General features: G+C 38.9%; 22 protein-coding genes. 12 read left to right on the top strand and 10 right to left on the bottom strand.

Annotated elements, in window-relative coordinates; translation table 11 throughout:
- The first annotated feature begins 274 nt into the window (after nt 1–274).
- From OQX62_RS09615 to OQX62_RS09575, 9 genes are all read left to right on the top strand, one after another.
- Nucleotides 275–1,684: a GntR family transcriptional regulator gene (locus OQX62_RS09615; protein ID WP_265831271.1), complete on the top strand. Its 1,410-nt coding sequence runs from the start codon at nt 275–277 to the stop codon at nt 1,682–1,684.
- A 241-nt stretch (nt 1,685–1,925) separates the two neighbouring features.
- The gene (locus tag OQX62_RS09610) at nt 1,926–2,714 is read left to right on the top strand and encodes a hypothetical protein (RefSeq protein WP_265831270.1); all 789 of its coding nucleotides are present in this window, start codon (nt 1,926–1,928) and stop codon (nt 2,712–2,714) included.
- A gap of 158 nt (nt 2,715–2,872) precedes the next feature.
- Nucleotides 2,873–3,526 (top strand): DUF6266 family protein, encoded by a 654-nt coding sequence (locus tag OQX62_RS09605; RefSeq protein WP_265831269.1) that lies wholly within the window; start codon nt 2,873–2,875, stop codon nt 3,524–3,526.
- Between the two features lie 82 nt (nt 3,527–3,608).
- The gene (locus OQX62_RS09600) at nt 3,609–4,055 is read left to right on the top strand and encodes a hypothetical protein (RefSeq protein ID WP_265831268.1); all 447 of its coding nucleotides are present in this window, start codon (nt 3,609–3,611) and stop codon (nt 4,053–4,055) included.
- Complete coding sequence (locus OQX62_RS09595) at nt 3,974–4,507, top strand: peptidoglycan-binding protein (RefSeq protein ID WP_265831267.1); 534 nt, start codon at nt 3,974–3,976, stop codon at nt 4,505–4,507. Before OQX62_RS09600 ends, OQX62_RS09595 begins: the two co-directional genes overlap by 82 nt.
- Nucleotides 4,504–5,001, top strand: coding sequence for a hypothetical protein (locus tag OQX62_RS09590; RefSeq protein ID WP_265831266.1), 498 nt, complete (start codon nt 4,504–4,506; stop codon nt 4,999–5,001). The genes OQX62_RS09595 and OQX62_RS09590 overlap by 4 nt, the downstream gene beginning before the upstream one ends.
- A 50-nt stretch (nt 5,002–5,051) precedes the next feature.
- A complete protein-coding gene (locus OQX62_RS09585) occupies nt 5,052–5,348 on the top strand; it encodes a hypothetical protein (RefSeq protein ID WP_265831265.1) in 297 nt (98 codons plus the stop codon).
- Nucleotides 5,349–5,371: 23 nt separating this feature from the next.
- Nucleotides 5,372–6,415, top strand: coding sequence for a hypothetical protein (locus OQX62_RS09580; RefSeq protein ID WP_265831264.1), 1,044 nt, complete (start codon nt 5,372–5,374; stop codon nt 6,413–6,415).
- A 73-nt stretch (nt 6,416–6,488) separates the two neighbouring features.
- Nucleotides 6,489–7,040 (top strand): hypothetical protein, encoded by a 552-nt coding sequence (locus tag OQX62_RS09575; protein WP_265831263.1) that lies wholly within the window; start codon nt 6,489–6,491, stop codon nt 7,038–7,040.
- Between the two features lie 116 nt (nt 7,041–7,156).
- Here the strand turns inward: OQX62_RS09575 and OQX62_RS09570 are convergent, their stop codons facing one another.
- The 7 genes from OQX62_RS09570 to OQX62_RS09540 form a co-directional block, all read right to left on the bottom strand.
- Nucleotides 7,157–8,215: an oxygenase MpaB family protein gene (locus OQX62_RS09570; protein ID WP_265831262.1), complete on the bottom strand. Its 1,059-nt coding sequence runs from the start codon at nt 8,213–8,215 to the stop codon at nt 7,157–7,159.
- Nucleotides 8,216–8,227: 12 nt separating this feature from the next.
- Nucleotides 8,228–8,587, bottom strand: coding sequence for a hypothetical protein (locus tag OQX62_RS09565; RefSeq protein ID WP_265831261.1), 360 nt, complete (start codon nt 8,585–8,587; stop codon nt 8,228–8,230).
- A gap of 36 nt (nt 8,588–8,623) precedes the next feature.
- The gene (locus OQX62_RS09560) at nt 8,624–9,112 is read right to left on the bottom strand and encodes a BLUF domain-containing protein (RefSeq protein ID WP_265831260.1); all 489 of its coding nucleotides are present in this window, start codon (nt 9,110–9,112) and stop codon (nt 8,624–8,626) included.
- A 109-nt stretch (nt 9,113–9,221) separates the two neighbouring features.
- Nucleotides 9,222–10,337 (bottom strand): Gfo/Idh/MocA family protein, encoded by a 1,116-nt coding sequence (locus tag OQX62_RS09555; protein ID WP_265831259.1) that lies wholly within the window; start codon nt 10,335–10,337, stop codon nt 9,222–9,224.
- A 214-nt stretch (nt 10,338–10,551) separates the two neighbouring features.
- Nucleotides 10,552–11,199 carry a YbjQ family protein gene (locus OQX62_RS09550; protein ID WP_265831258.1) on the bottom strand — a complete coding sequence of 216 codons (648 nt, stop codon included), beginning with the start codon at nt 11,197–11,199 and terminating at the stop codon, nt 10,552–10,554.
- 144 nt (nt 11,200–11,343) lie between these two features.
- Complete coding sequence (locus OQX62_RS09545) at nt 11,344–11,904, bottom strand: DUF7010 family protein (RefSeq protein ID WP_265831257.1); 561 nt, start codon at nt 11,902–11,904, stop codon at nt 11,344–11,346.
- Between the two features lie 224 nt (nt 11,905–12,128).
- On the bottom strand, nt 12,129–12,329 hold the full coding sequence (locus OQX62_RS09540) for a hypothetical protein (RefSeq protein WP_265831256.1): 201 nt from the start codon (nt 12,327–12,329) through the stop codon (nt 12,129–12,131).
- A 209-nt stretch (nt 12,330–12,538) separates the two neighbouring features.
- Here OQX62_RS09540 and OQX62_RS09535 point away from each other — a divergent pair, with 209 nt between their 5' ends.
- Both OQX62_RS09535 and OQX62_RS09530 read left to right on the top strand, forming a co-directional pair.
- Nucleotides 12,539–13,195 carry a hypothetical protein gene (locus tag OQX62_RS09535; protein WP_265831255.1) on the top strand — a complete coding sequence of 219 codons (657 nt, stop codon included), beginning with the start codon at nt 12,539–12,541 and terminating at the stop codon, nt 13,193–13,195.
- Between the two features lie 858 nt (nt 13,196–14,053).
- Entirely contained in the window at nt 14,054–15,448 is a 1,395-nt protein-coding gene (locus tag OQX62_RS09530; RefSeq protein WP_265831254.1) for an ATP-binding protein, read from the top strand.
- 236 nt (nt 15,449–15,684) lie between these two features.
- On the opposite strand, the gene OQX62_RS09525 is transcribed toward OQX62_RS09530, so the two are convergent.
- The 3 genes from OQX62_RS09525 to OQX62_RS09515 form a co-directional block, all read right to left on the bottom strand.
- Nucleotides 15,685–16,140: an SRPBCC family protein gene (locus OQX62_RS09525; protein WP_265831253.1), complete on the bottom strand. Its 456-nt coding sequence runs from the start codon at nt 16,138–16,140 to the stop codon at nt 15,685–15,687.
- 12 nt (nt 16,141–16,152) lie between these two features.
- A complete protein-coding gene (locus tag OQX62_RS09520) occupies nt 16,153–16,602 on the bottom strand; it encodes an SRPBCC family protein (protein WP_265831252.1) in 450 nt (149 codons plus the stop codon).
- Nucleotides 16,603–16,724: 122 nt separating this feature from the next.
- Complete coding sequence (locus OQX62_RS09515; RefSeq protein ID WP_265831251.1) at nt 16,725–17,294, bottom strand: dihydrofolate reductase family protein; 570 nt, start codon at nt 17,292–17,294, stop codon at nt 16,725–16,727.
- Nucleotides 17,295–17,621: 327 nt separating this feature from the next.
- Here OQX62_RS09515 and OQX62_RS09510 point away from each other — a divergent pair, with 327 nt between their 5' ends.
- Nucleotides 17,622–19,013, top strand: a complete 1,392-nt coding sequence (locus OQX62_RS09510; protein WP_265831250.1) for a serine hydrolase — start codon at nt 17,622–17,624, stop codon at nt 19,011–19,013.
- The last annotated feature ends 14 nt before the right edge of the window (nt 19,014–19,027 follow it).

Below are 19,027 nucleotides of genomic sequence, written 5' to 3'. Positions count from 1 at the left end.
CTAACAAAATATTTTACCTGCTATGCTATAAATCCTCAAATTAATATGATCACAACAGGTTTATTTTATACTATTCTGATAATTAATGATTTACAATTAAATTCTCAGGATGTCCTCACTATTAAACTTCCGTCAACTATACGTTAATTAGCATCCTTATGGGTATAAAGGTTTGCAAGATATTTAAGTGACATCAATTTTTTATTAATTTCCTCATTAAATTGGTATTGTCTAATAAAGATACTTATTCAATGAGGTTTAATTGTTGATGTATATGGATAAATTACTATTTAATGAATACGTGGGGGACAAGAAAAATATCGTCAAGTCTTTGACCCGCGAAATTGTCAGCCGTATTGTTTCGGGAGAAGTTAAGTACGGGTACAAATTTCCCTCCGTTAATGCAATGCATAAGCATATGAATATTTCGAGAAGTACAATCAGTAAGGTATTGCAATTACTGAGTAAGGACAAATATATTACCCTGCAAAATGGTCGGGTAGCAATAGTTACTTATGTGTATAAAGGAAATAAAAATAAGTCAGACGCCGAAATTATTATTAATGCGCAGGGGCCTGTGAATCCATTAATAGGATACACTCATGAAAAAGATAAATTGTTTCACGCCAAACAGGCACAATTTTATAAAGATAATCCTCTGGCGGATAAAACCGCTGTCTATCCACAACTGGTTGAGAAATGCCGTTCGGTGGTTAATAATTTACAAGGCACGAATTACGAAACTGATAATATCTATTATCTGAATAGTACACGGTCACTGTATACCTGCATCTGTACAACGCTGAATGACGGCATATCCACTTTCCTTGTGCCTGAAAATTTTATCATGGTCCAAAACATATTGGAAATGCTAAAAATAAAACAAATGGTTTTAAAAGTTGATGAGGAGGGCATTTGTATTGATAAAATAGCAATCCGTTGCAACCAACGTAAAGTAAAGGCAGTTTTTATCCATTCTACTTCTGGTTTCCCCTTCCCTTACGCTACTGCAGATCACAGGATTAAGGCACTCCATAAACTTTCAAAAATCCATCAATTCAAAATAATAGAATGCGGTGGCTATCTCCCGCGACTGGCAGCAAAACCAAATCCCATCCTGGAAGTTTTCAAATCTAATCTGGATCCTGTGATTTATTTGTGGAAACTCACAAGAATGCAGGAGGATGCAAGAAATATTACTCTGGTTGCCGCACCGAAAGATCAGGTTGAAAAGATAAGCCAAACGGCTGAATACCTTGGTTATCCGCTAGATTTATCATCTGCTTATGCTACGCATGAACTGTTGTCTCACAAATTGTTCGAGACCTTTTACCAGGGAAATAATGATGCACTAAGCGTCCTTATGGATATGGTTCGTCAAATATTTTACAATGATGATTTTTGGATTCAAGTAAACGACCAATTAGAAAATGAACCTGTGTTTTATTTAAAACCACGTATAGGCCGCTTTATGCGAAAGGTATTTACGAGTCCGGACAAGTCAGGAAATGTCAGAATAAAATTGCTTGATCCCAAGTATTACCTGAAGGAAAGGGATCCGGTTTTGGGTATATGGATTGATCTTTCCTATTTCATCGGTCAAAAAAATGCGTATCCTAAATTACAACAATTTGAAAAAATATTAAGATCAATGGTCAGATGGAAACATGTCCGGGAGGGGTAAGGGGTTGGGTTTTGCTCGGGCCTGACTTATATCATCGTTTGGATGACAGCACGGTAAGTCCACCCAAAGTCCACCCCGAGTCCACCCGAAATTTGCTAGTTGAAAAATGGGTGGATTTCACTGGGAATTACTATGCTTTTTGGGTGGACTTATCCAAACGTTGATACAAAGCAGCTCCGACTTTCCCTGCTTAGATCTTAAGTTGAAAATTAATTGAGTTGATAACCTAAATGATAAAAAGATGGCCAGAGACAAAAATCGTTACCTAACCGGAATTTTAGGATCTGTAGTTTTGAGAAGATCCAGGAAAAGTGTCATAATCACTTCGAGGGTCGTTCCTGGAACAATGAAGCAATCAGTTGAAACTAAAAAGATTGCAGGTGAATTCGGCGTAGCAAGTAAATTAGCCCGGTACATCCGGACCATGTTTAAATACGATACAGGTATTTACAGGGATTCTGAAATGCACAACAGGTTGACTGTTGAAGTTCACCACAGTCTGCTGGCCTGCAAGAATGAGGAAACAGCGTTTTATGAGTTTGAAGAAGATACTTTTGATTCGCTTACTATGGTAGAACACCTGATCAAGTCGCAGGTCAGGAAAAGATTATACCGGTTACCAACAGTGATCAGGGACGGGGAAATAGTAACTGTCAGCTTCAAGAATGATTCAAGGCGCACTATGCTGCAGTTTCCGGGAATGAGTACCAGCTGCAAACTCACCGTTAGCGTGGGGCTTTTCAGGCTTGTCGACGGACTGATGATCAGTACGCCAATGAAAAAAGGGTTGATGCTGCAAAAATATAAACCGCTAAATGCAGATCTTGATTTTGTATTCAAGGTTCCAAAGGGCTGTTTGTATGTGATCTGCCTTTTCCTTCGCTATTATAGAGCCTCAACACTGCTTGAGGGAGTTAAGTGGCACGCGGGTTCCATCTGTTACGCCAGAATTACTCCCGGCAACTTTGAAGATGACCAGCAACACCATTGGATCAAAATGCCCGATCTGCATTTTATTCCACCCAAATAATACGACAAGTTCACGCCATATCATGTCAAACAGCACTGCTTTGTCGTGAGTGTATAAATTTGGCCATTTTGTGATGTATGTTTGTTGAAGAAGTTAAAAATACCGGTATGCAACAACTTCAATTAACAGAATTATTCACAATTTAAATTTTAAACAAAATGGCTACAATTTTAAAAGGAATCCTTGGAGGATTCAAAGGTTTAGTAGGAACAGTGATTGGCTCGAGTCATCGGGACCAGGAGGTCATGCGGAGCAGACCAAAAAAATCGAGTAAACCACCTGTGCAGTCCCAGGTTGATCAGCGTCTTAAGTTTGGTTTGATGACAGATTTCCTCGGGAATTTTTCAGCCCTCATCAAAAAGGCTTATAAGCCGGCCAATCCGAGAGAGTCGCCAATGAACTCTGCAGTAAGTTACAATCTGCTCAATGCAATCAAGGGAACATCTCCGGATTTTTCGATTGATTACAGTATGATCACCATCAGTAACGGACAACTTTACAACGCGAATAGTATCGTGGTTACTCCACTTGCTGATGCGGAAGTTAAAATTGACTGGGCACCAATCACAGCTTCGGATGAGAATAAAGAGATCATGGATCAGGACAAGGTAATGCTTGTTTTTTATTCTACAGGGCAGAAGAGGTTTATGACTTTCACCGCTAATGCTTTAAGAGGAGCAGGTACGGTTACCGTAGAACTTGCCAGAAGCTTTGCTGGTTCACCAGTTCATGGCTACCTGTTTTTTCTTTCTCCGAACGGGAAAGACAGTTCTCCGACGGACTACCTGGGTACTATCCAGCTGATTCTCTAAATTTTATACCTGGCGGGTTAACCGCCCGCCAGGTCTATATATTAATTGTTCAATTCTATCACCCTATAAAACAAAAACAATCATGACAGAATTAAAAATTGTCAGGCAAAACACCTTACAAAAAGGAATCGTTACAGAATTAAAAACGAAGTGGCTAAACCGGTTAAAGGTCTTTTCTCCCGCGGCCAGCTATCTGTTCAAAGCCGCAGAGCCGGTAATACTGCTTGGTATACTGCTGCTCCTTTGGTGGCGACTTCCGGCTATGCTGCAAAATGCTGATGGTACAACTGGCAGCATCGATCAGAGCATATGGATACTGATTATACTGGCACTCATCAGTTTTTTACTGGTCACTGCGCTGTGCTGGTGGCTGCTGCAATACAGCTGGCAAAGTTTAGGCTTGCCGGAAATTCAAACGATGGTTTCACAATTTAACACTTTAGCATTATGGCAACAATTAAGTTTTTTCTGGGCGTCGCTTGCTTTACTGCTGGGAGCGGCAGTTTGCAGTCTGAACGCGATTTTATAACCAGGCGCGAAGGTGTGGTTAAACGCGCAACCAATGAGATTGGTGTGAGGGAAGCTACCGGTCGCAATGATGGTAAAAGGGTTATCCAGTTTCTGGCCGCTGTGAATCTTAAAAGCCCGGAACCCTGGTGTGCCGCCTTTGTAAGCTGGGTTTTTCTCCATGAGGGATTTCCCGAACCGAAATCTGGCTGGTCGCCCGATCTGTTTCCTAAATCCAGACTTGCACGTTCAGCTTTGCCCGGAAATGTGCTGGGGATTTATTTCGCAGATAAAAAACGGATAGCCCACGTTGGACTGATTACCGAAGTAAATGGCAGCTGGATCACCTCGGTGGAAGGAAATACAAATGTGTCCGGTAGCAGGGAAGGGGACGGTGTTTATCGAAAACTGCGGCACATCCGGACGATTTACAGGATGTCTGACTGGATAAGGCCTAAAACAACCTTACCATGAAGAAGATCTGGATAGTGATGAGCATAGCCATAGGAATTTATGGCTGCTCACTGTTAAAACGAAACAGCAGTCAATCCAGCAGTGCTGCTTATCGTGATGAGGAGCAAACGGAACTGCATGAGCTAACTGAAAAGGACAGTACGTCTGCGCTTTTGACGATGCATTACGAGCGGGATAGTTTGCAGGAGGCCTATACCGTGCAGCTCTGGCCAAAAGGCAGATTCAGCTTTTCTGCAGCTGATGGTTTTGAAGGCGAAGCTGAGCGGATTTTGATTACCGGCAGCAGGCAGCAAATGTTGCAGCAGGGTGGAATGCAAAATTCGACATCCCGCAAACAAGAAAAAAAGACAACTGATCTGGATCAGCAGAAAAAGTTGTCGGCAGTGCAGAAAGCACAAATAAAAACGAGTAAACCTGATTACAGGCTGCTCATTGGTTTTATCATTTTATTAATTATAGCCTGGAGGTGGCTGCAAAAAGTTCAAATCAGATAGGGTACAATTTAAGAGTTTATTGTTTAATGTTCAACCAAATTTTAAGATGTATGAATGAAGAAATATTAGATGTGATGAAGCAAATTCTGGATGTCATGATTTATACCAAACAGCTGGATAAATATGATCTCCTGGTGATGGAAATAAGTAAAAAGCCGCTGCTGGATACGGCAGATGTAATGCTCCTTTTCCAGAACTCAGAGCGAACCATAGCAAGATGGCGGGCAGACGGAATAATCGATTATACTGATGTTAACGGTTCCTGCTATTACAAGTTCACAGAACTGCTGCCTTTATTAAATAGCAGGGAGAAAACGCTCAGGGCTAAAATCAACAGGAAAAAATAATTATTCACCTTATTACAATTGAAATGCAAAATACTATACTTAAAAAAAACAACCTGAAAATGGCAGATCAGCTTTCAGGTACTCAAACTAAAGATCATGGCTTAGATATGGCTTATGCTGCAGAAATCACTTTAGCACCATCCGGACTGGCACAGCTCACCTGGGTTGATCCATTCATTTTCTGCAATAAAAACAGCAGCGCATACGATGGGGTATTTGTGTACTATTACAACAATACTACAGATTCGCTGCAGCAGATTGAAACCTGTGCCGTGAGAAAAGATCATCAGCTTTTCTTTGACATGAGCATCTTTAATGAAGGTGATGAAATTCATTTCTGGATATTCATGAAGTCTACCTTAACTGGTGTGGTATCAAAAAGCTGCTATGCTGGCTCACTGGTTATAACGCAAGGCTACGAACAAAGTATCACCAACAGAATATATGACAAGGATAACGCTGTAGCCATTGCCGTTACCGCACTTAATCTGTCTTTTCAGTCACTCCTGATTCATACTTATAATGCTGCGGTGATGTGCAGGTATCTTCGTTATGAGCCGGTTGAAATACAGGTTCCGGTGGATCCGGAAATTTGCATGCGGCTGGAGCGCTTTCGCGACAAAACTACGGCAAGAATGCTTCCCTGCTTTGTTGACATGGGAAATTGCATTGTCGAAATAGCCAGCTTACATGATTTTACCCCTCCGGAGCTTTTGCAGGATGCGTATACCTTGCGTGAAGCGAAAGCCATCCATGATGAGTTCGGAAGTGATTTTGGTCTACCCAAAAGCCGTGTAGAAAGTATGCGTAATTTGAGTAGTGCCTTAGAAATTAACAAAGAATTCATCTTTATCATTATGCAGTTGATCAAGTACGGTGAGATTGATTTTGGGCTTAAACTGAAAAAGCAGGTTCACTATAAACAATTGCAGTTCTGCGATGACAATTATTACCTGTTTGAGGCTGACAAGAATATCAAACCCTTGAAGACTTTATATTATGCACTTCAACATTACTCGGAACTAATTGAGCTATATAGCTTTTTAGGTTTAAAGCATGCAGGTTAAGCGTGATTATCAGCACCCTGTCTGATTGCAGGGTGCTTTATTTAATAAATTTTATTCATCTAAATTCAGGAAAATGAAAGCAAAAAATACTTTAACAGGGGATGCGCTGATGGATTTCAAAAGAAAGAAAAATTACAAGGCGCGTTTGATGAGAGCAATGTATGGTGCATTTCTTTGCGGTTACCAGAACAAAACTTTAACACTTACCGAGCGGCAGTGTATGTTTCGTGCATCGAAAGACAATATGGATGTAGTTTCAGGTGTACGCGGACGTTTGCGTTACGATTTTCATGCAATTATGCTCAGCCGCGGAAAAATGGAAGTCCCACAAAATGCAACGATTGAATATAAATCAACAGAAGAGGCTTTGATCAGGTTTATTGCGCCGACGCCTAAAGACGGGAATTGGTGCCGATATATTTGTGTAGTTCAGTACAATGCTTGTAAACGTGTAGCGGTGATCTCTAAAGCCATTATTGAGGAGCAAAATGTAGGGTTATTTCTTAAACCTGGCGAGGGTACTTATGGAGATGAAATTAGGTACTGGATATATTTTGAGTCAGAAGATCGTAGTTCCAGATCTGACAGTGTTCACCTGGGGCAGATTAAGCCTTTGTCAAATTAAACTAATGCAGCGATTTATCATGAAGAGCGCATGCCAGGGGAGACCTGGTCATGCGCTTTTTTATTATAGATATCCTTCTTTTAATACACAGTCCTGCCGGTCTCCTAATTTTCAGTTTAAGCTGATACTGGTTTCTGCAATTTAAATTTTGCATAAGCCCTATGGTATGCGAAATCAGTATCGCCTTTCGGTTTAAAACTCTTAAATATATTGATAGTCTGGAGAATGCTGATTTTGTAAGCAGGTAAATCCGGTGCATTGATCGAAAGCATATTCCCAACTTTCGCTCCCAATAAATACCGCATCAGCCCTAAAATATCATTTGATGACGCCTTACTCTTATTTATTTCTATAATGTGGTCGGTAAGCGATTTCGTCAATTCCCTTCCGTGGGAAGAAACAGCAAATTGCCTGTGGCTGATAGCGCGATCCAGGTTCTGCGCCATTTTCGAATCTTTCGGAATAAGTTCTTCATCCAGTCCGGATAAAAATCCGATTATATTCCAGAGATGCATGAATGCCTGCTGGTCTGCCCAACTCACATTATAGCCCATTTTCCGCAGTCCCCTGATCACGAGTAATGAAAATGAAAGGTTGGTGCCGGCCATATCTTCCTGGTTGATCGGCAGGCCCCATGCGTTATCCCACTTGCCACTCTGCAATGTATAATAGCGACCTGCAGCATGCATTAACCTCACCTTCATAATTTCTGTAAAAGCTTTACCCTCTTTTTCGAAAGCTCCGGGTGCCATCACTTCCCAGACAAATACCGCCGTTTCATACAGTCTTTTTGCGGTTTCCTTACGGATCCGCTCTGATAAATATAAGACCATCGCGCCATTCGCCGCTGTATAACAGTAAGGTAATGACAACAAACCCAGCAAGGTCATAATGGTTTCTGCATGCCTGACAAAGAAATCAGATCCTGCTTTTACTAATCTCCGATCCGCCCAGTCAGGTAATTGTGCAGCATTGCTGAATAACAATACTCCAGGGAATAGTCTGGCTAAATCTTCAAGCTGATTATTGCGGGTTGCACCAGACATCCATTGATGCAGTGACATTTTTTGCTCAGGGTTTTTGAATATTTCCTGAATGAAGGTATCAGCAGCTAAATCTCCTATCTGCCGCTTTGAACTTAAAAAGTCGTCGGTATATTTCTGTGCATCACTCATATCTATTCAAACCTATTCTATCTCTTCCCAACCATCATTCTGAGGATCATACTTTACAAAAGCATCATTATCTGTAAATTCAGAAGCCGTCATGCCAATTTCAAATGGGTTACTATTAGTGGAAAAGTATAAACCACGATCGGTTAAAAAAGCAAGGGCTCCTTCGTCCTCATTCTCGTACTCAATGTTACCCTGTAAATCAGCATTGCCAGCTACAGCACATCCATAGCGTAAAAGTCGCTCATGCAATTCCTGCTTCTCTGCTGCGGTAAAAGGTTCCAGATTTGATTCGTCTTCAAAGAAATCTTCGTCATCAGACTTTAACTCTCTTATTTTGGTTTCTCTTTTAAAAAGCTGTACATCGTAACTCATATCCTTATAACAGCATATGAATCAGTTTGTTTCGCGCTAAGATTGAAAGGATGTTTGCTGGCTTTGACCCCTGAGATAAAAAGATCTTAAAAAATTTAGTGGGCGACTAAGCTCCTGATCGCTTCCTGATGCAAATAAAATATCCGGATTGAAAAAATCGGAATTATCTTTCAACTCAGACGCTGAAAGGACCTTAAAGCCCATTTGCCAGGATTCGAAATACCTGACTGAAGAGGGAGCATTTTCAATAGGAGTTACATTACAATGCCGCGGATCTTTCTTGATCTTGTTAAAGATGATTTCAACTTCTTCCCTTGATCCTTCCAGAATTTGCATAAAACGGCCTGCAATAGCAGATTCAACATTGCGTTTCCCCAAGCTTGCAAAGATTCCTTCTACATATAATAACATTCCGGTAATCCCGTGCTCTTGATTCCATTGTCTTGATTCCTCTAAGATGGTTGAGAGTTCTTCAATAGTCATGAGATGATCTGCTGCACTGATATAAATGATATGATGTTCCAATTTATGATAATAGTTGATGGAGATAAATTTTAGAAAGCAAAATAAATAATTAGTTGATCACTATTTCTTCGGTATGTTCGATAGGGGATAGCGCAGCAAATTTACATATTTATTTCATCAAAACCCTGCGACCAGTCTTCGCTGAGGCTTTTGCAGCTTCCAATATTTTAACCACAATGAGGTTGTTGTCTAAACTTGATAAATCATGTTCGGGTTTAATTTCATTGCGTAACAATACGGAGGATAGATAATTCAGGTGATCACTTAAGTTAGCTGGAAGTGAGGCTGCAGCGACTTCCGTATAGGGGGCACTTTCTTTCTCTTTTATTCTAAGTGTAGTCGGATTCACCGCCTGTATATAGCCAGTTTGCCCAAAAACTTCCATGTCCTTGATCGAAAATGGCCAGTTCCACGACGCTTCAATAATACCTGTTGCGCCGGGATATTCTAAAAGAATAGTCGCATCATCATCCACATTTGGATATACGTCTTTTTTAAGTTGGCGTGTAATGGCAGTGACGGCTATCGGCGCCTGTCCATCCATCAGCCATGTCATCAGGTTTGCGCCGTAACACCCAAAATCTACAATTGCGCCTCCGCCATTTTTCACGGGGTCGGTTAGCCAGCTTAAAAACTCCTTACTCACATTTATTTCTTTTGGTCCCTGATGCCCGTCATGAACCACCATTTTCCTGATCTTCCCGATTTCATTATTAGTTTTGATCTTCACATAAGCTTGCTGATTAGTTGGATACCAGGTGGTCTCATAGTTTGTCAGTAAATGAATCTTATATTGTCTCGCCAGTAATGCCATGCGCTCCGCCTGTTCAACGGTGGTTGCCAGTGGTTTCTCCACCATCACTGATATCCCTAAAGGTGCCGCTGCTTCAACAACTGCCAGATGTTCATTTATTGCGTTATAGGCCAGTACCACATCTGGTTTTCGTTTCTTCAGCAACGATGCTAAATCCTCATTGAACAGCGAATCCGGTAGCTTGTACCGCTGTTTAAACCGTTTAATTAAGTCGGTATTGGTTTCGGAGATGCCAATAATGTTTACCTCACCTTTTTCATAGCTGTTCATAATCAAATAAACGTGATCATGATTTAAACCCGCAACAACTACATTCAGCTTTCTTTGTGCAGTTGCACCCATACCGAAAAAAAGTGGAGCTATTATGCACAAGGCATATAAAGTACTTGAGGAAAAGAAATTTTGCTTCATATTGGTTAGGTTTAATTGCAATTTAGGATTTTCTACGCTAATAAATTAGGTAGTTCCATTCAGGCGTTCATCAAAAATAACGTAAATAAATTTTAACCTAAAGATTTTGGGATAACCACGGAAGCAGTTGAAAGGCTCAAGATGAATTAAATATTAAAGAATTTAAACTGTTGCTCGAATTTGAGGAAGTGATCCGGGTTTTTGGGATAATTACCTACACCATTTGAGGTATCGCGATTGTATTCAATCTTTTCAATTCTGCTATTGAGGCTTGCAGTATTGAAAGCTTTTCCTTGTCTAACTCTAGTACATCTTCAATATTATGGAGATTTGCTGCCGTGCCTGACATGCACACCATGAGCATTCCCTTTACTCCGCCAACTTCGGCATAATCAATATCGGTAGCTAATATGCAATTTCCGCCTAACATCGCTGCTTTAATTCTAAGTTGCTTTCTGCAAATTGTTTCCCCATTTCCCAATTTATTCGATAATGCATCAGACTGGCCACCTAACATATCAGTCCAGGATGATGATATTTCTGATAAAAGTCCTGTGCCCGTAACTGATTGAGAACTTACCATTTCAATAACGGAATAATCCCATTTGAGCGGACTTTGTGCAGTCACAATTGGAATCACGTCTACTATCCTAATCGCAGCATTCAGCACATCAGCTTTTTGAGATGCAAGCTTCGTCACGCAAGCATTAAAAAGGTTGGTGCCGCAATCTGTGCAATATCCGGAACCTGGATTTTCAGTGAATATGTTAATAAAATTATTTGCGGCAATGGTGAGCAGGCTATTGCTGAAAAGTATTCCGCCTATTTTTTTGTTGCAATTCGGACATGCTGATTTTTCCATATGTTTCTATAAGAATTTTACAATAGTAAGTATTTACCTTATGCTTGCTTTATGGTTTTCCGTAAGATCAGTTGCCTTAATCTAAAGAAACGAAGAAATTTGGTGCTTATGTTTACATTGGCTACTCAAGCTCATTTTTAACTTTTATACCAATATGCTTTTACGTTTTCTATTCATTAAAATCACGATTGTGATAACGTAAATCAAAACGATTGCAAAAGGTATGGCAACGAATCGGTGCTGTGGTAATAAATACCAAAGAATTAGTATAATAAGGGTTCTCGCAATAGCATGAAAGATACCAACCCAATGGTCAATTATCCAGGTGAGGGGCAACCACATCAACCCTGTTAAAATTCCTACCGTGAGGGGCAATGAAGAATAATCAACTAAGAAAAATGGGATGGCAATGGAATAAACCAGTAGTGCCTGGGCTACAGTTAAAAAGAACAATCTATCAAACGTGTTTTTAGGCTTGGTTTTATCAAGAAAATTCTCTCCGGTAAATTTTGATATAAACATTCCTAAGTAAACAATACTTCCGGTTGCAATAAACAATATCCAAACTTTCCATAGGAGAGATAAAAACAATCCTCCTAAACCAACTACAAGCCAGGCTATTAATCCGGCTATAGGTGTGGCTAGCAACTTCGATCTTTTGAATTCCTCCTTTTGTTCTTCTAGCGTTCTGATTATGGGGGTCATTTACGGTTCAGTTTAATATGCTTTGACTATTAAATTTATGGATGTTTATATTTTAAATCAAGATGTTAAGTCAAATGCTGTAAAACTGAGTAATGTAAATGGCTCGGGCTTTTTAGTTTGATCATATTCATGAATTGATTTGTTCTCAAAGAACTCATGGTCAGCATCTGCTAACAGTCTTCTATCCTTCCTCAATATCTCTGGTCATAATTTCTACTCGTTCTTTACGGGCCATTATCGAACCAACTCCTGTCTGGAATCAGCATCTGAATAAACACCATCACGGTCTTCCCATTCAAACCAGCTGATGATAATTTACGGCTTAGAAATATAATTTTTTTCTTTAGTTTTTCACTACGCATTGTTATAAACAGTTGGCGCCAATCTCTATCTCTGAAATATTCTTCGAAGTTTGTATTTTCCATCAGCTAATTTAATATTGATGTTTTGCAATACCTGAAAAAGTTCAAGATGGAGTTTTCTCATAGTTATCATAAGATTTCTATTGGCGAGCGATTATTATAAATATCTCAATAGGATAGAAGCTGGTGGCTCCAAGGGTGATCTTCAGAAATTGTTTGATGTTGTTAACCAATTGCGAAAAACCAATACGATACGAAAGGTAAATTTCATTATGGAAAATACTGTGATGGAATTTCCTGATGGAATTGTGATGAGGTGTCTCTCTCCTAGCGTAACAGAAGCCGAGTTATATACTACTATAGTGGATCTCCAGCCAATCGCAAACAAAGCAGAGGCGAGTAGAGGCGCTAACTATTTATCAACAATTTTTAAGATTACCACCGCTGACAAATATATATTGTTAACTTCTGATAGTGAGGTGGCCACCTTTAAAAGATTAGTAGCAGAAGATATTCACAAAAATCTTTATATCAAAGAATTAAATATTTGTCAACTTTCACATCACGGATCTATTAAGAATTACCATCCACCATTTTGGGATTATGTCAGAAGAGGTAATTCTCCCCAAGCTGTTGTTTCAGCAGGACTTAACGCAACCAACAAACACCCTCATTTAGATGTTCTCATTAACTTCCATAATCAAGGCTATAAAATCCTATCTACAAATATCGTCTATGGAATGGCACAATATTTTGAACATTTAAAATCCTTATCAAAAATTACCGCAAAATTGGATAGTTTTACTGATCTCGAAGCTGCGCATACTGGTGGAGATAAAAGTTTTGATTTGAGCTGCTATTTTATTAGAGTAATATTATTAGCTTATCTAAGACAACTGGTATTACTTTCTATTGAAGCGAAATTATGACATATACATTCTATGTGCTCATCTGATATGTTGATACCCCATATTTTACTACTATTGTTGTGGAATATAATTCGCCATTATTATTTGCCATGAAACGAGGCACTACACAGTATCCGTTTTTCCTAAATCATTACAATTTTTTGAAAGATATACGCTTCCGAATCCTCAATAAATTGATAGTCTTTTGCCATATGTTCCATTTTTAAAAAGATCGTTTTACATACGTTTATTGGTTATCTATGGGAGGGAAAGATACATCGCATAAGGGCATCTGAGAGGTATAAAATAAATCTCTTGTAGCGTTCAACCATCCTGTCGCTATAAAATTAACTTTATTAGCAAATAGCCAGTCCATCGGTAAATAATTCGTTCGGTTCTTTGATGTGGCTATCCTAAGTTCTATTATAGATTTAGGCATTTCTAATAATAGTCCCAAGCTAATATTATTATTATCTGTCGTATAGCAGTTGATTTTATATTTGTTATTACCTAATATATCCGCGATGTATAATGCTACCTTCTTACTTGGGCATATTAGTAGCAAAATTATTTGATTATTACCAACATCCCTAATTTGGATTTCTGAAGCAAAAATATTGTTGTCCATGCTGCGTAATGTCCTCAAATATAAAAATAAATGATGCTAAAAATTAACATAAATGTGCCCAAAATTTAATAATATTATATAGATATAAATCTTTGGTCTATAATATTATAAAGACCTATACTTTACTATTCTACGACTAAATCAATCTCCATGGTTTGCTACTCTAAGCGTTTGAATCGATCTATAAAAGATTTAATTTTATATTTGAGTTGATATATCGTATGTTTATATTTGTGAAGAGCGCCAAAAATATGAAAGAAAAAATTATTGATGAAAATGCTTTGTTAGATTTATGCAGCCGTGAAGAAAATCATTTTTTTGATCGAAAGGCCAAAGAGCTAGATGGAAAAAAAATACAGAAAATTGCGGTAGCATTTGCTAATTCAGATGGTGGTGATTTTATTTTAGGCATAAAAGACGATAAAGAGGAAATTGAGCCCAGACAGCGCTGGGATGGAGCTGAAAATATTGAATATTTTAATAAAGTTTTTCAAAATCTTCTGGAAATTAAACCAAATATACCATATACCGTCACTTTTTTAAAAGATCATTTTACTAATACTTATTCGCTACTAATTTCGGTCGAGAAAAGCGAGAAAGTGCACGCTACAGCTGATAACACGGTGTATGTTAGAGTTTCCGCACAATCTATACCATTAAAAGATTCTCAAAAAATACAAGAACTATCATTTGCAAAAGGCGAATCCTCTTTTGAAGATTTAACTTACAAAGAAGCAAATGCTGAAGATATATTTGATTCTGAAGAAATGAGAAGATTTTTATCAGATTATTCTCCACAATCTGATCCAATTGATTTCACTGTAACGCAGAACTTAGTTGATAGAAAGACTTACGAACCAAAGATCGCAGGACTGCTTCTTTTCAATGATAATCCTGTGACGTTATTACCTAGAAAATGCGCTATTAAAATTACCCGTTACGATACTTCTGAAATTGTTCCTGAAAGGGACCATTTAAAAGAGCAACATACAATAGAAGGAAGCTTATACGAGCAAATACATAGAGCTTCTGATAAGATTACAGACATTATGTCCAATGTAAAAATCTGGACACCAAAAGGACTTGAAAATATAAGTTACCCTCCTGAAACTTTGTGGGAAATTATAGTAAATGCAGTTATACATAGAGATTATTCAATCTCTGATGATATTCACATTTTAATATTTAATAATAGAATTGAGGTAAATAGTCCAGGCAGATTGCCGGGGTATGTAACGTTGAATAATATACTAGATGCGCGCTATTCGAGAAATACTAAAATTGTTAGAACTCTGAATAGATACAAAAATCCCCCTAACAAAGATATGGGAGAAGGATTGAATACCGCTTTTCAAAAAATGAAGGATTGGAGGCTGAAAGAACCTACCATTACCGTAAATGGCAATTACGTAAAAGTTACAATTGCTCATACATCTTTGGCTACACCTGAAGAAACGATATTAGAATTCTTAGAACACAACCCTATAATAAAAAATAGTCAAGCTCGATTGTTATCTGGGATAAAATCAGAGAACATTATGAAAAGTATCTTTTTAAAGCTTCTTAAAGAAAATTTGATAGAGCCTGTTATGAGTAAAAATGGCACGACTAAAGTTGCGTGGAAGAAAAAAATCGTTGATGAATAATAATTTGTGAAGGGAGATATATTTATAAGTCTGTTCAGAATGAGACTCTGATTATCTATTCAAATCTTAAAGATAGTTAATAAATAAATCCAATAGGCCAAATATTTTGGAGGCGTCTATGTGTTTTAGGCTAGCAAAAACACACAAAATTTCTTAAACATTTGAATCTCAAGAATAGAATGTTTGTAATCTTCTCTAAGCATATATTATGTTAATGTAGTTTTCCTATTGACAACCTATAATATCACAACTATTTCCATTTCCAGCCTATCCATATTCTCCTCGTTTTTATCTTCAACAAAAGGCCTTATTTTATTACACTCTTTAGCCGTATCAAAAATCTGCCGGAAGATAATCTTCGTTTGGTCCGGCGTTACCTCTTCAAAAGTTACGACTACGCGAAACAAGGGTTGCGAAAAACGTTTCCAGGCAATCAGTGACGGAAATTCAATTTCAGTGAATTCACAGGAATTGATATAATTTCCTTTTTCTGGTCCATGCATGGTAAAACTCCATTTGCCACCAACTTCGAATTCAAACTCATGAAAGGTATTGGTAAAACCGGCAGGTCCCCACCAGTTTTTCAAATGATTTGGATCTGACCAGGCTTTATAGGCTATTGCTCTTGGAGCGTTAACAGTCCTGGTAGTAACAATTTCGCAATCCGGATGTATTGATTCTGTCTCTTTCATCTACATATAGTTTTAAGCATCTGGTATGTTTGGCTCGACTAGTTTGATGAGCTTTTCAAGTGATTCCTGCCAACCCAGATAACACATCTCCGCAGGTATCATCGAAGGTATGTTTTCCTGCAAAATTTTCACAGCTGTACCTACTGATGTTTTTTCGAACCAAATGGTATTGACGATAGTCCCTGGCAGATTTGAATCTTCAAATTGATCGGTATATTTCAACCGTTCATTGGGCACAACCTCTAAATATTCGCCACCAAATGAATTGCTGTTTCCTGTAGTGAAATTCTGGAAAGACATTTTAAAAGTTCCGCCTACTTTTACATCCATATCGTGAACTATACCAATAAACCCGTAGGGAGGCATCCATGAAGCGAGTGCAAGGGCTTCGGTAAAGGCACGGTAGACTTTTTCTGGAGATGCCTTAATGACTCTGTGTAATGAAACGCTATTGTTTGACATAAGACTATGTTTTTGTTGCTAATTCAAAATGCTAAACAAATATGCAGCTAATCTGGGGTAGGGTGCAGGGGGTGTATGCGACAATTTACAGGGGATTTGCGACAAATTTATATAGTTCAGAATTAAGCTGGATTGTCAGTAGGAAATTCGTACCGCAGTGCCACGCACCCGGAACTCAGCGTTTCTGAAGTAGCTAATTTTAAATTCAAGTTTTCCAGTAAGCTCATTTCAGAGAATAAACGCCGTCCCTGGCCTATTAATAGCGGATGTATAACCACGTGGAATTCATCAATCAATCCCCACTCAATCAACTGGGCAGGCAATTCCACTCCACCGGTAGAAATAGCTTTACCTGGTTGCTGCTTTAGCTTAAGGATTTCCTGTCGCACGTTTTCGCGGATAATGGTTGTTTGTTCGTCATCTACACTTTCTATAGTTTTTGAAACCAAAATGCGCTTTAAATCGGCAAATACTTTGGCAAATGCGTTTCCACTTTGATCCATGGATTGCGTCCTGGCTACCCCCGGCCAGAAAGGCACCATCAATTCATAAGTTTTTCGCCCGTAAATCACCAGGTCCACACCTTCCAACAGTTTCCGAAAATAATCATGGATATCATCTCCGCCACCAAATTTGGTATGGTCGCAACAGCCATCCAAACTAATATTTATACCATAAATAAGCTTTCTCATCAATCAGGTTTTGTTTAGCTAATTGCTTATAGTTAGAAATTTAGTACTAAGATAGTGGGTTGCAGTGAAGCCCCTGCGGTGTAAACGCGACCTTTACACGGGCGGTTTCGGACTTTAGGGTGTAAATTCTATATATGATGGCCGCTGACTTAGATTTGAACTATTCAGGTGTAGGTCATCAAATATGCACACTATCACTTCTGAATTTAAAGATTCTTTTACAGATCAGTCATTTTTAAATAAATGATTGCTAATTTATAATTATATGCAACTAAGCCATATAAAAGTTGTCTTGTATTTGACTTAATTCGCCTCAGCATAACTTTCATGGAACCTGGAAAATCATCTTTATTGTCGTTTTATTTGCTGCTCATCTCGGTCAGTTTATCTGCCCAAACACCGTTACAGCTAAAAAATATCGATTCCTTAATGCAGACAGCATCTGGCAGGGGAGTTTTTAACGGCACCTTGTTGGTTGCCAAACAGGATAAGATCATTTATCACAAAGCCTGGGGTTATGCCAATGGGAGCAAAACACAATTACTGAATACGAAGATGTTGTTCGACATAGGGTCGATTGCTAAAGAGTTTAATGGCGTGAGCATGATGCTGCTGAAAGAACAGGGTAAAATTAAACTGGATGATCCTGTATCCAGATACCTCGTCGGTCTGCCGGATTGGGCTGCTAAAGTACAAATCAGGCACCTGATCAATTATACCAGCGGACTGCCGAATTTCAAAGCACAGTCTGATGAGACGGATAATGAATTGCTGGATTCGCTTAAAGGACTGAAAGATTTGAAATTTGAACCCGGTACAGCGTATATCTATGCGCACGCAAATGTCTATCTGCAGAAGCGGATCATTGAAAAGGTTTCCGGCTTATCATATGCTGCTTTTGTAAACAAATATATTTTCAGGCCTTGCGGGATGAAGCACAGCGTTATGGATGCCGAGCTGAACAGGGCAGACGTGGCAAAGGCTTTTGATAATGATTTCAATGCCACACCTTATCTTCAGGTAACGACAGGCGCTCCGAGGTTGACTTCCGCCGATCTCTATCAATTCATCACAAAGCTCGAAGCATTTAAAATCATCAGTAAGGAATCTTTTGATGAACTGGCTGCTAACTTTCCGGGTGGAGAAAGCAGTCTTGGGACGACCAGTTTTAAAGATGGAAAACTGCAGTGGCATCGCCATCAGGGTTCCAATAGTAATTATGAAGCGCTGATCTATACGGATCATGTTCAGGATGTTACCATTGTCATGGAAACGAATAACCAGAACTTCAAGGTGGATGCGATCAAAGGAGCCATATTGGCTATTTTGCAAGACCAGCCCTTTAAGATCCCTAAAAAATCTGTATACCTGGATATCAGGGATAAGGTGCTGAAAGACATGGAACAAGGTCTGGCCTTTTACCGTCACATCAAAGCGACAGGGCAGGAGCAGTATGACTTCGGCTTCGAAGCGGGAGATCTGATCAGCACGGGAAAGTATTTGCAACGAAGGAATCGCTTTGATGATGCCATTCGATTATATGCGATCGCCGTACCGTTATGCGCAAGGAATACTGATCTATCTTATGCTTATGAACTGACTGCAGAGTGTTATTTAAAAAAGGGAGATAAGTTAGAGGCAAAGGACTGGTATGAAAAGGCGTTAGTGACGGATGCAGGTAATAAGAATGCAAAAGGAATGATCATGTCCTTAAGATAAGCGTCGGAACGATT

The sequence above is a fragment of the Pedobacter sp. MR2016-24 genome, from assembly GCF_026239655.1.
GTDB lineage: Bacteria > Bacteroidota > Bacteroidia > Sphingobacteriales > Sphingobacteriaceae > Pedobacter.
The sequence above is the reverse complement of the archived record's forward strand: the minus strand, read 5'-3'. Positions and strand labels throughout refer to the sequence as shown.

Bases quoted from the DNA above. Each gene is read 5' to 3' on its own strand.
- OQX62_RS09570 (WP_265831262.1), bottom strand. From the start codon at position 8,215: ATGAGTGATGCACAGAAATATACCGACGACTTTTTAAGTTCAAAGCGG.
- OQX62_RS09520 (WP_265831252.1), bottom strand. From the start codon at position 16,602: ATGTCAAACAATAGCGTTTCATTACACAGAGTCATTAAGGCATCTCCA.
- OQX62_RS09595 (WP_265831267.1), top strand. From the start codon at position 3,974: ATGGCAACAATTAAGTTTTTTCTGGGCGTCGCTTGCTTTACTGCTGGG.
- OQX62_RS09585 (WP_265831265.1), top strand. From the start codon at position 5,052: ATGAATGAAGAAATATTAGATGTGATGAAGCAAATTCTGGATGTCATG.
- OQX62_RS09610 (WP_265831270.1), top strand. From the start codon at position 1,926: ATGGCCAGAGACAAAAATCGTTACCTAACCGGAATTTTAGGATCTGTA.
- OQX62_RS09550 (WP_265831258.1), bottom strand. From the start codon at position 11,199: ATGGAAAAATCAGCATGTCCGAATTGCAACAAAAAAATAGGCGGAATA.
- OQX62_RS09540 (WP_265831256.1), bottom strand. From the start codon at position 12,329: ATGGAAAATACAAACTTCGAAGAATATTTCAGAGATAGAGATTGGCGC.
- OQX62_RS09555 (WP_265831259.1), bottom strand. From the start codon at position 10,337: ATGAAGCAAAATTTCTTTTCCTCAAGTACTTTATATGCCTTGTGCATA.
- OQX62_RS09575 (WP_265831263.1), top strand. From the start codon at position 6,489: ATGAAAGCAAAAAATACTTTAACAGGGGATGCGCTGATGGATTTCAAA.
- OQX62_RS09590 (WP_265831266.1), top strand. From the start codon at position 4,504: ATGAAGAAGATCTGGATAGTGATGAGCATAGCCATAGGAATTTATGGC.
- OQX62_RS09600 (WP_265831268.1), top strand. From the start codon at position 3,609: ATGACAGAATTAAAAATTGTCAGGCAAAACACCTTACAAAAAGGAATC.
- OQX62_RS09535 (WP_265831255.1), top strand. From the start codon at position 12,539: ATGGAAAATACTGTGATGGAATTTCCTGATGGAATTGTGATGAGGTGT.
- OQX62_RS09615 (WP_265831271.1), top strand. From the start codon at position 275: ATGGATAAATTACTATTTAATGAATACGTGGGGGACAAGAAAAATATC.
- OQX62_RS09580 (WP_265831264.1), top strand. From the start codon at position 5,372: ATGCAAAATACTATACTTAAAAAAAACAACCTGAAAATGGCAGATCAG.
- OQX62_RS09515 (WP_265831251.1), bottom strand. From the start codon at position 17,294: ATGAGAAAGCTTATTTATGGTATAAATATTAGTTTGGATGGCTGTTGC.
- OQX62_RS09510 (WP_265831250.1), top strand. From the start codon at position 17,622: ATGGAACCTGGAAAATCATCTTTATTGTCGTTTTATTTGCTGCTCATC.
- OQX62_RS09530 (WP_265831254.1), top strand. From the start codon at position 14,054: ATGAAAGAAAAAATTATTGATGAAAATGCTTTGTTAGATTTATGCAGC.
- OQX62_RS09605 (WP_265831269.1), top strand. From the start codon at position 2,873: ATGGCTACAATTTTAAAAGGAATCCTTGGAGGATTCAAAGGTTTAGTA.
- OQX62_RS09525 (WP_265831253.1), bottom strand. From the start codon at position 16,140: ATGAAAGAGACAGAATCAATACATCCGGATTGCGAAATTGTTACTACC.
- OQX62_RS09565 (WP_265831261.1), bottom strand. From the start codon at position 8,587: ATGAGTTACGATGTACAGCTTTTTAAAAGAGAAACCAAAATAAGAGAG.
- OQX62_RS09545 (WP_265831257.1), bottom strand. From the start codon at position 11,904: ATGACCCCCATAATCAGAACGCTAGAAGAACAAAAGGAGGAATTCAAA.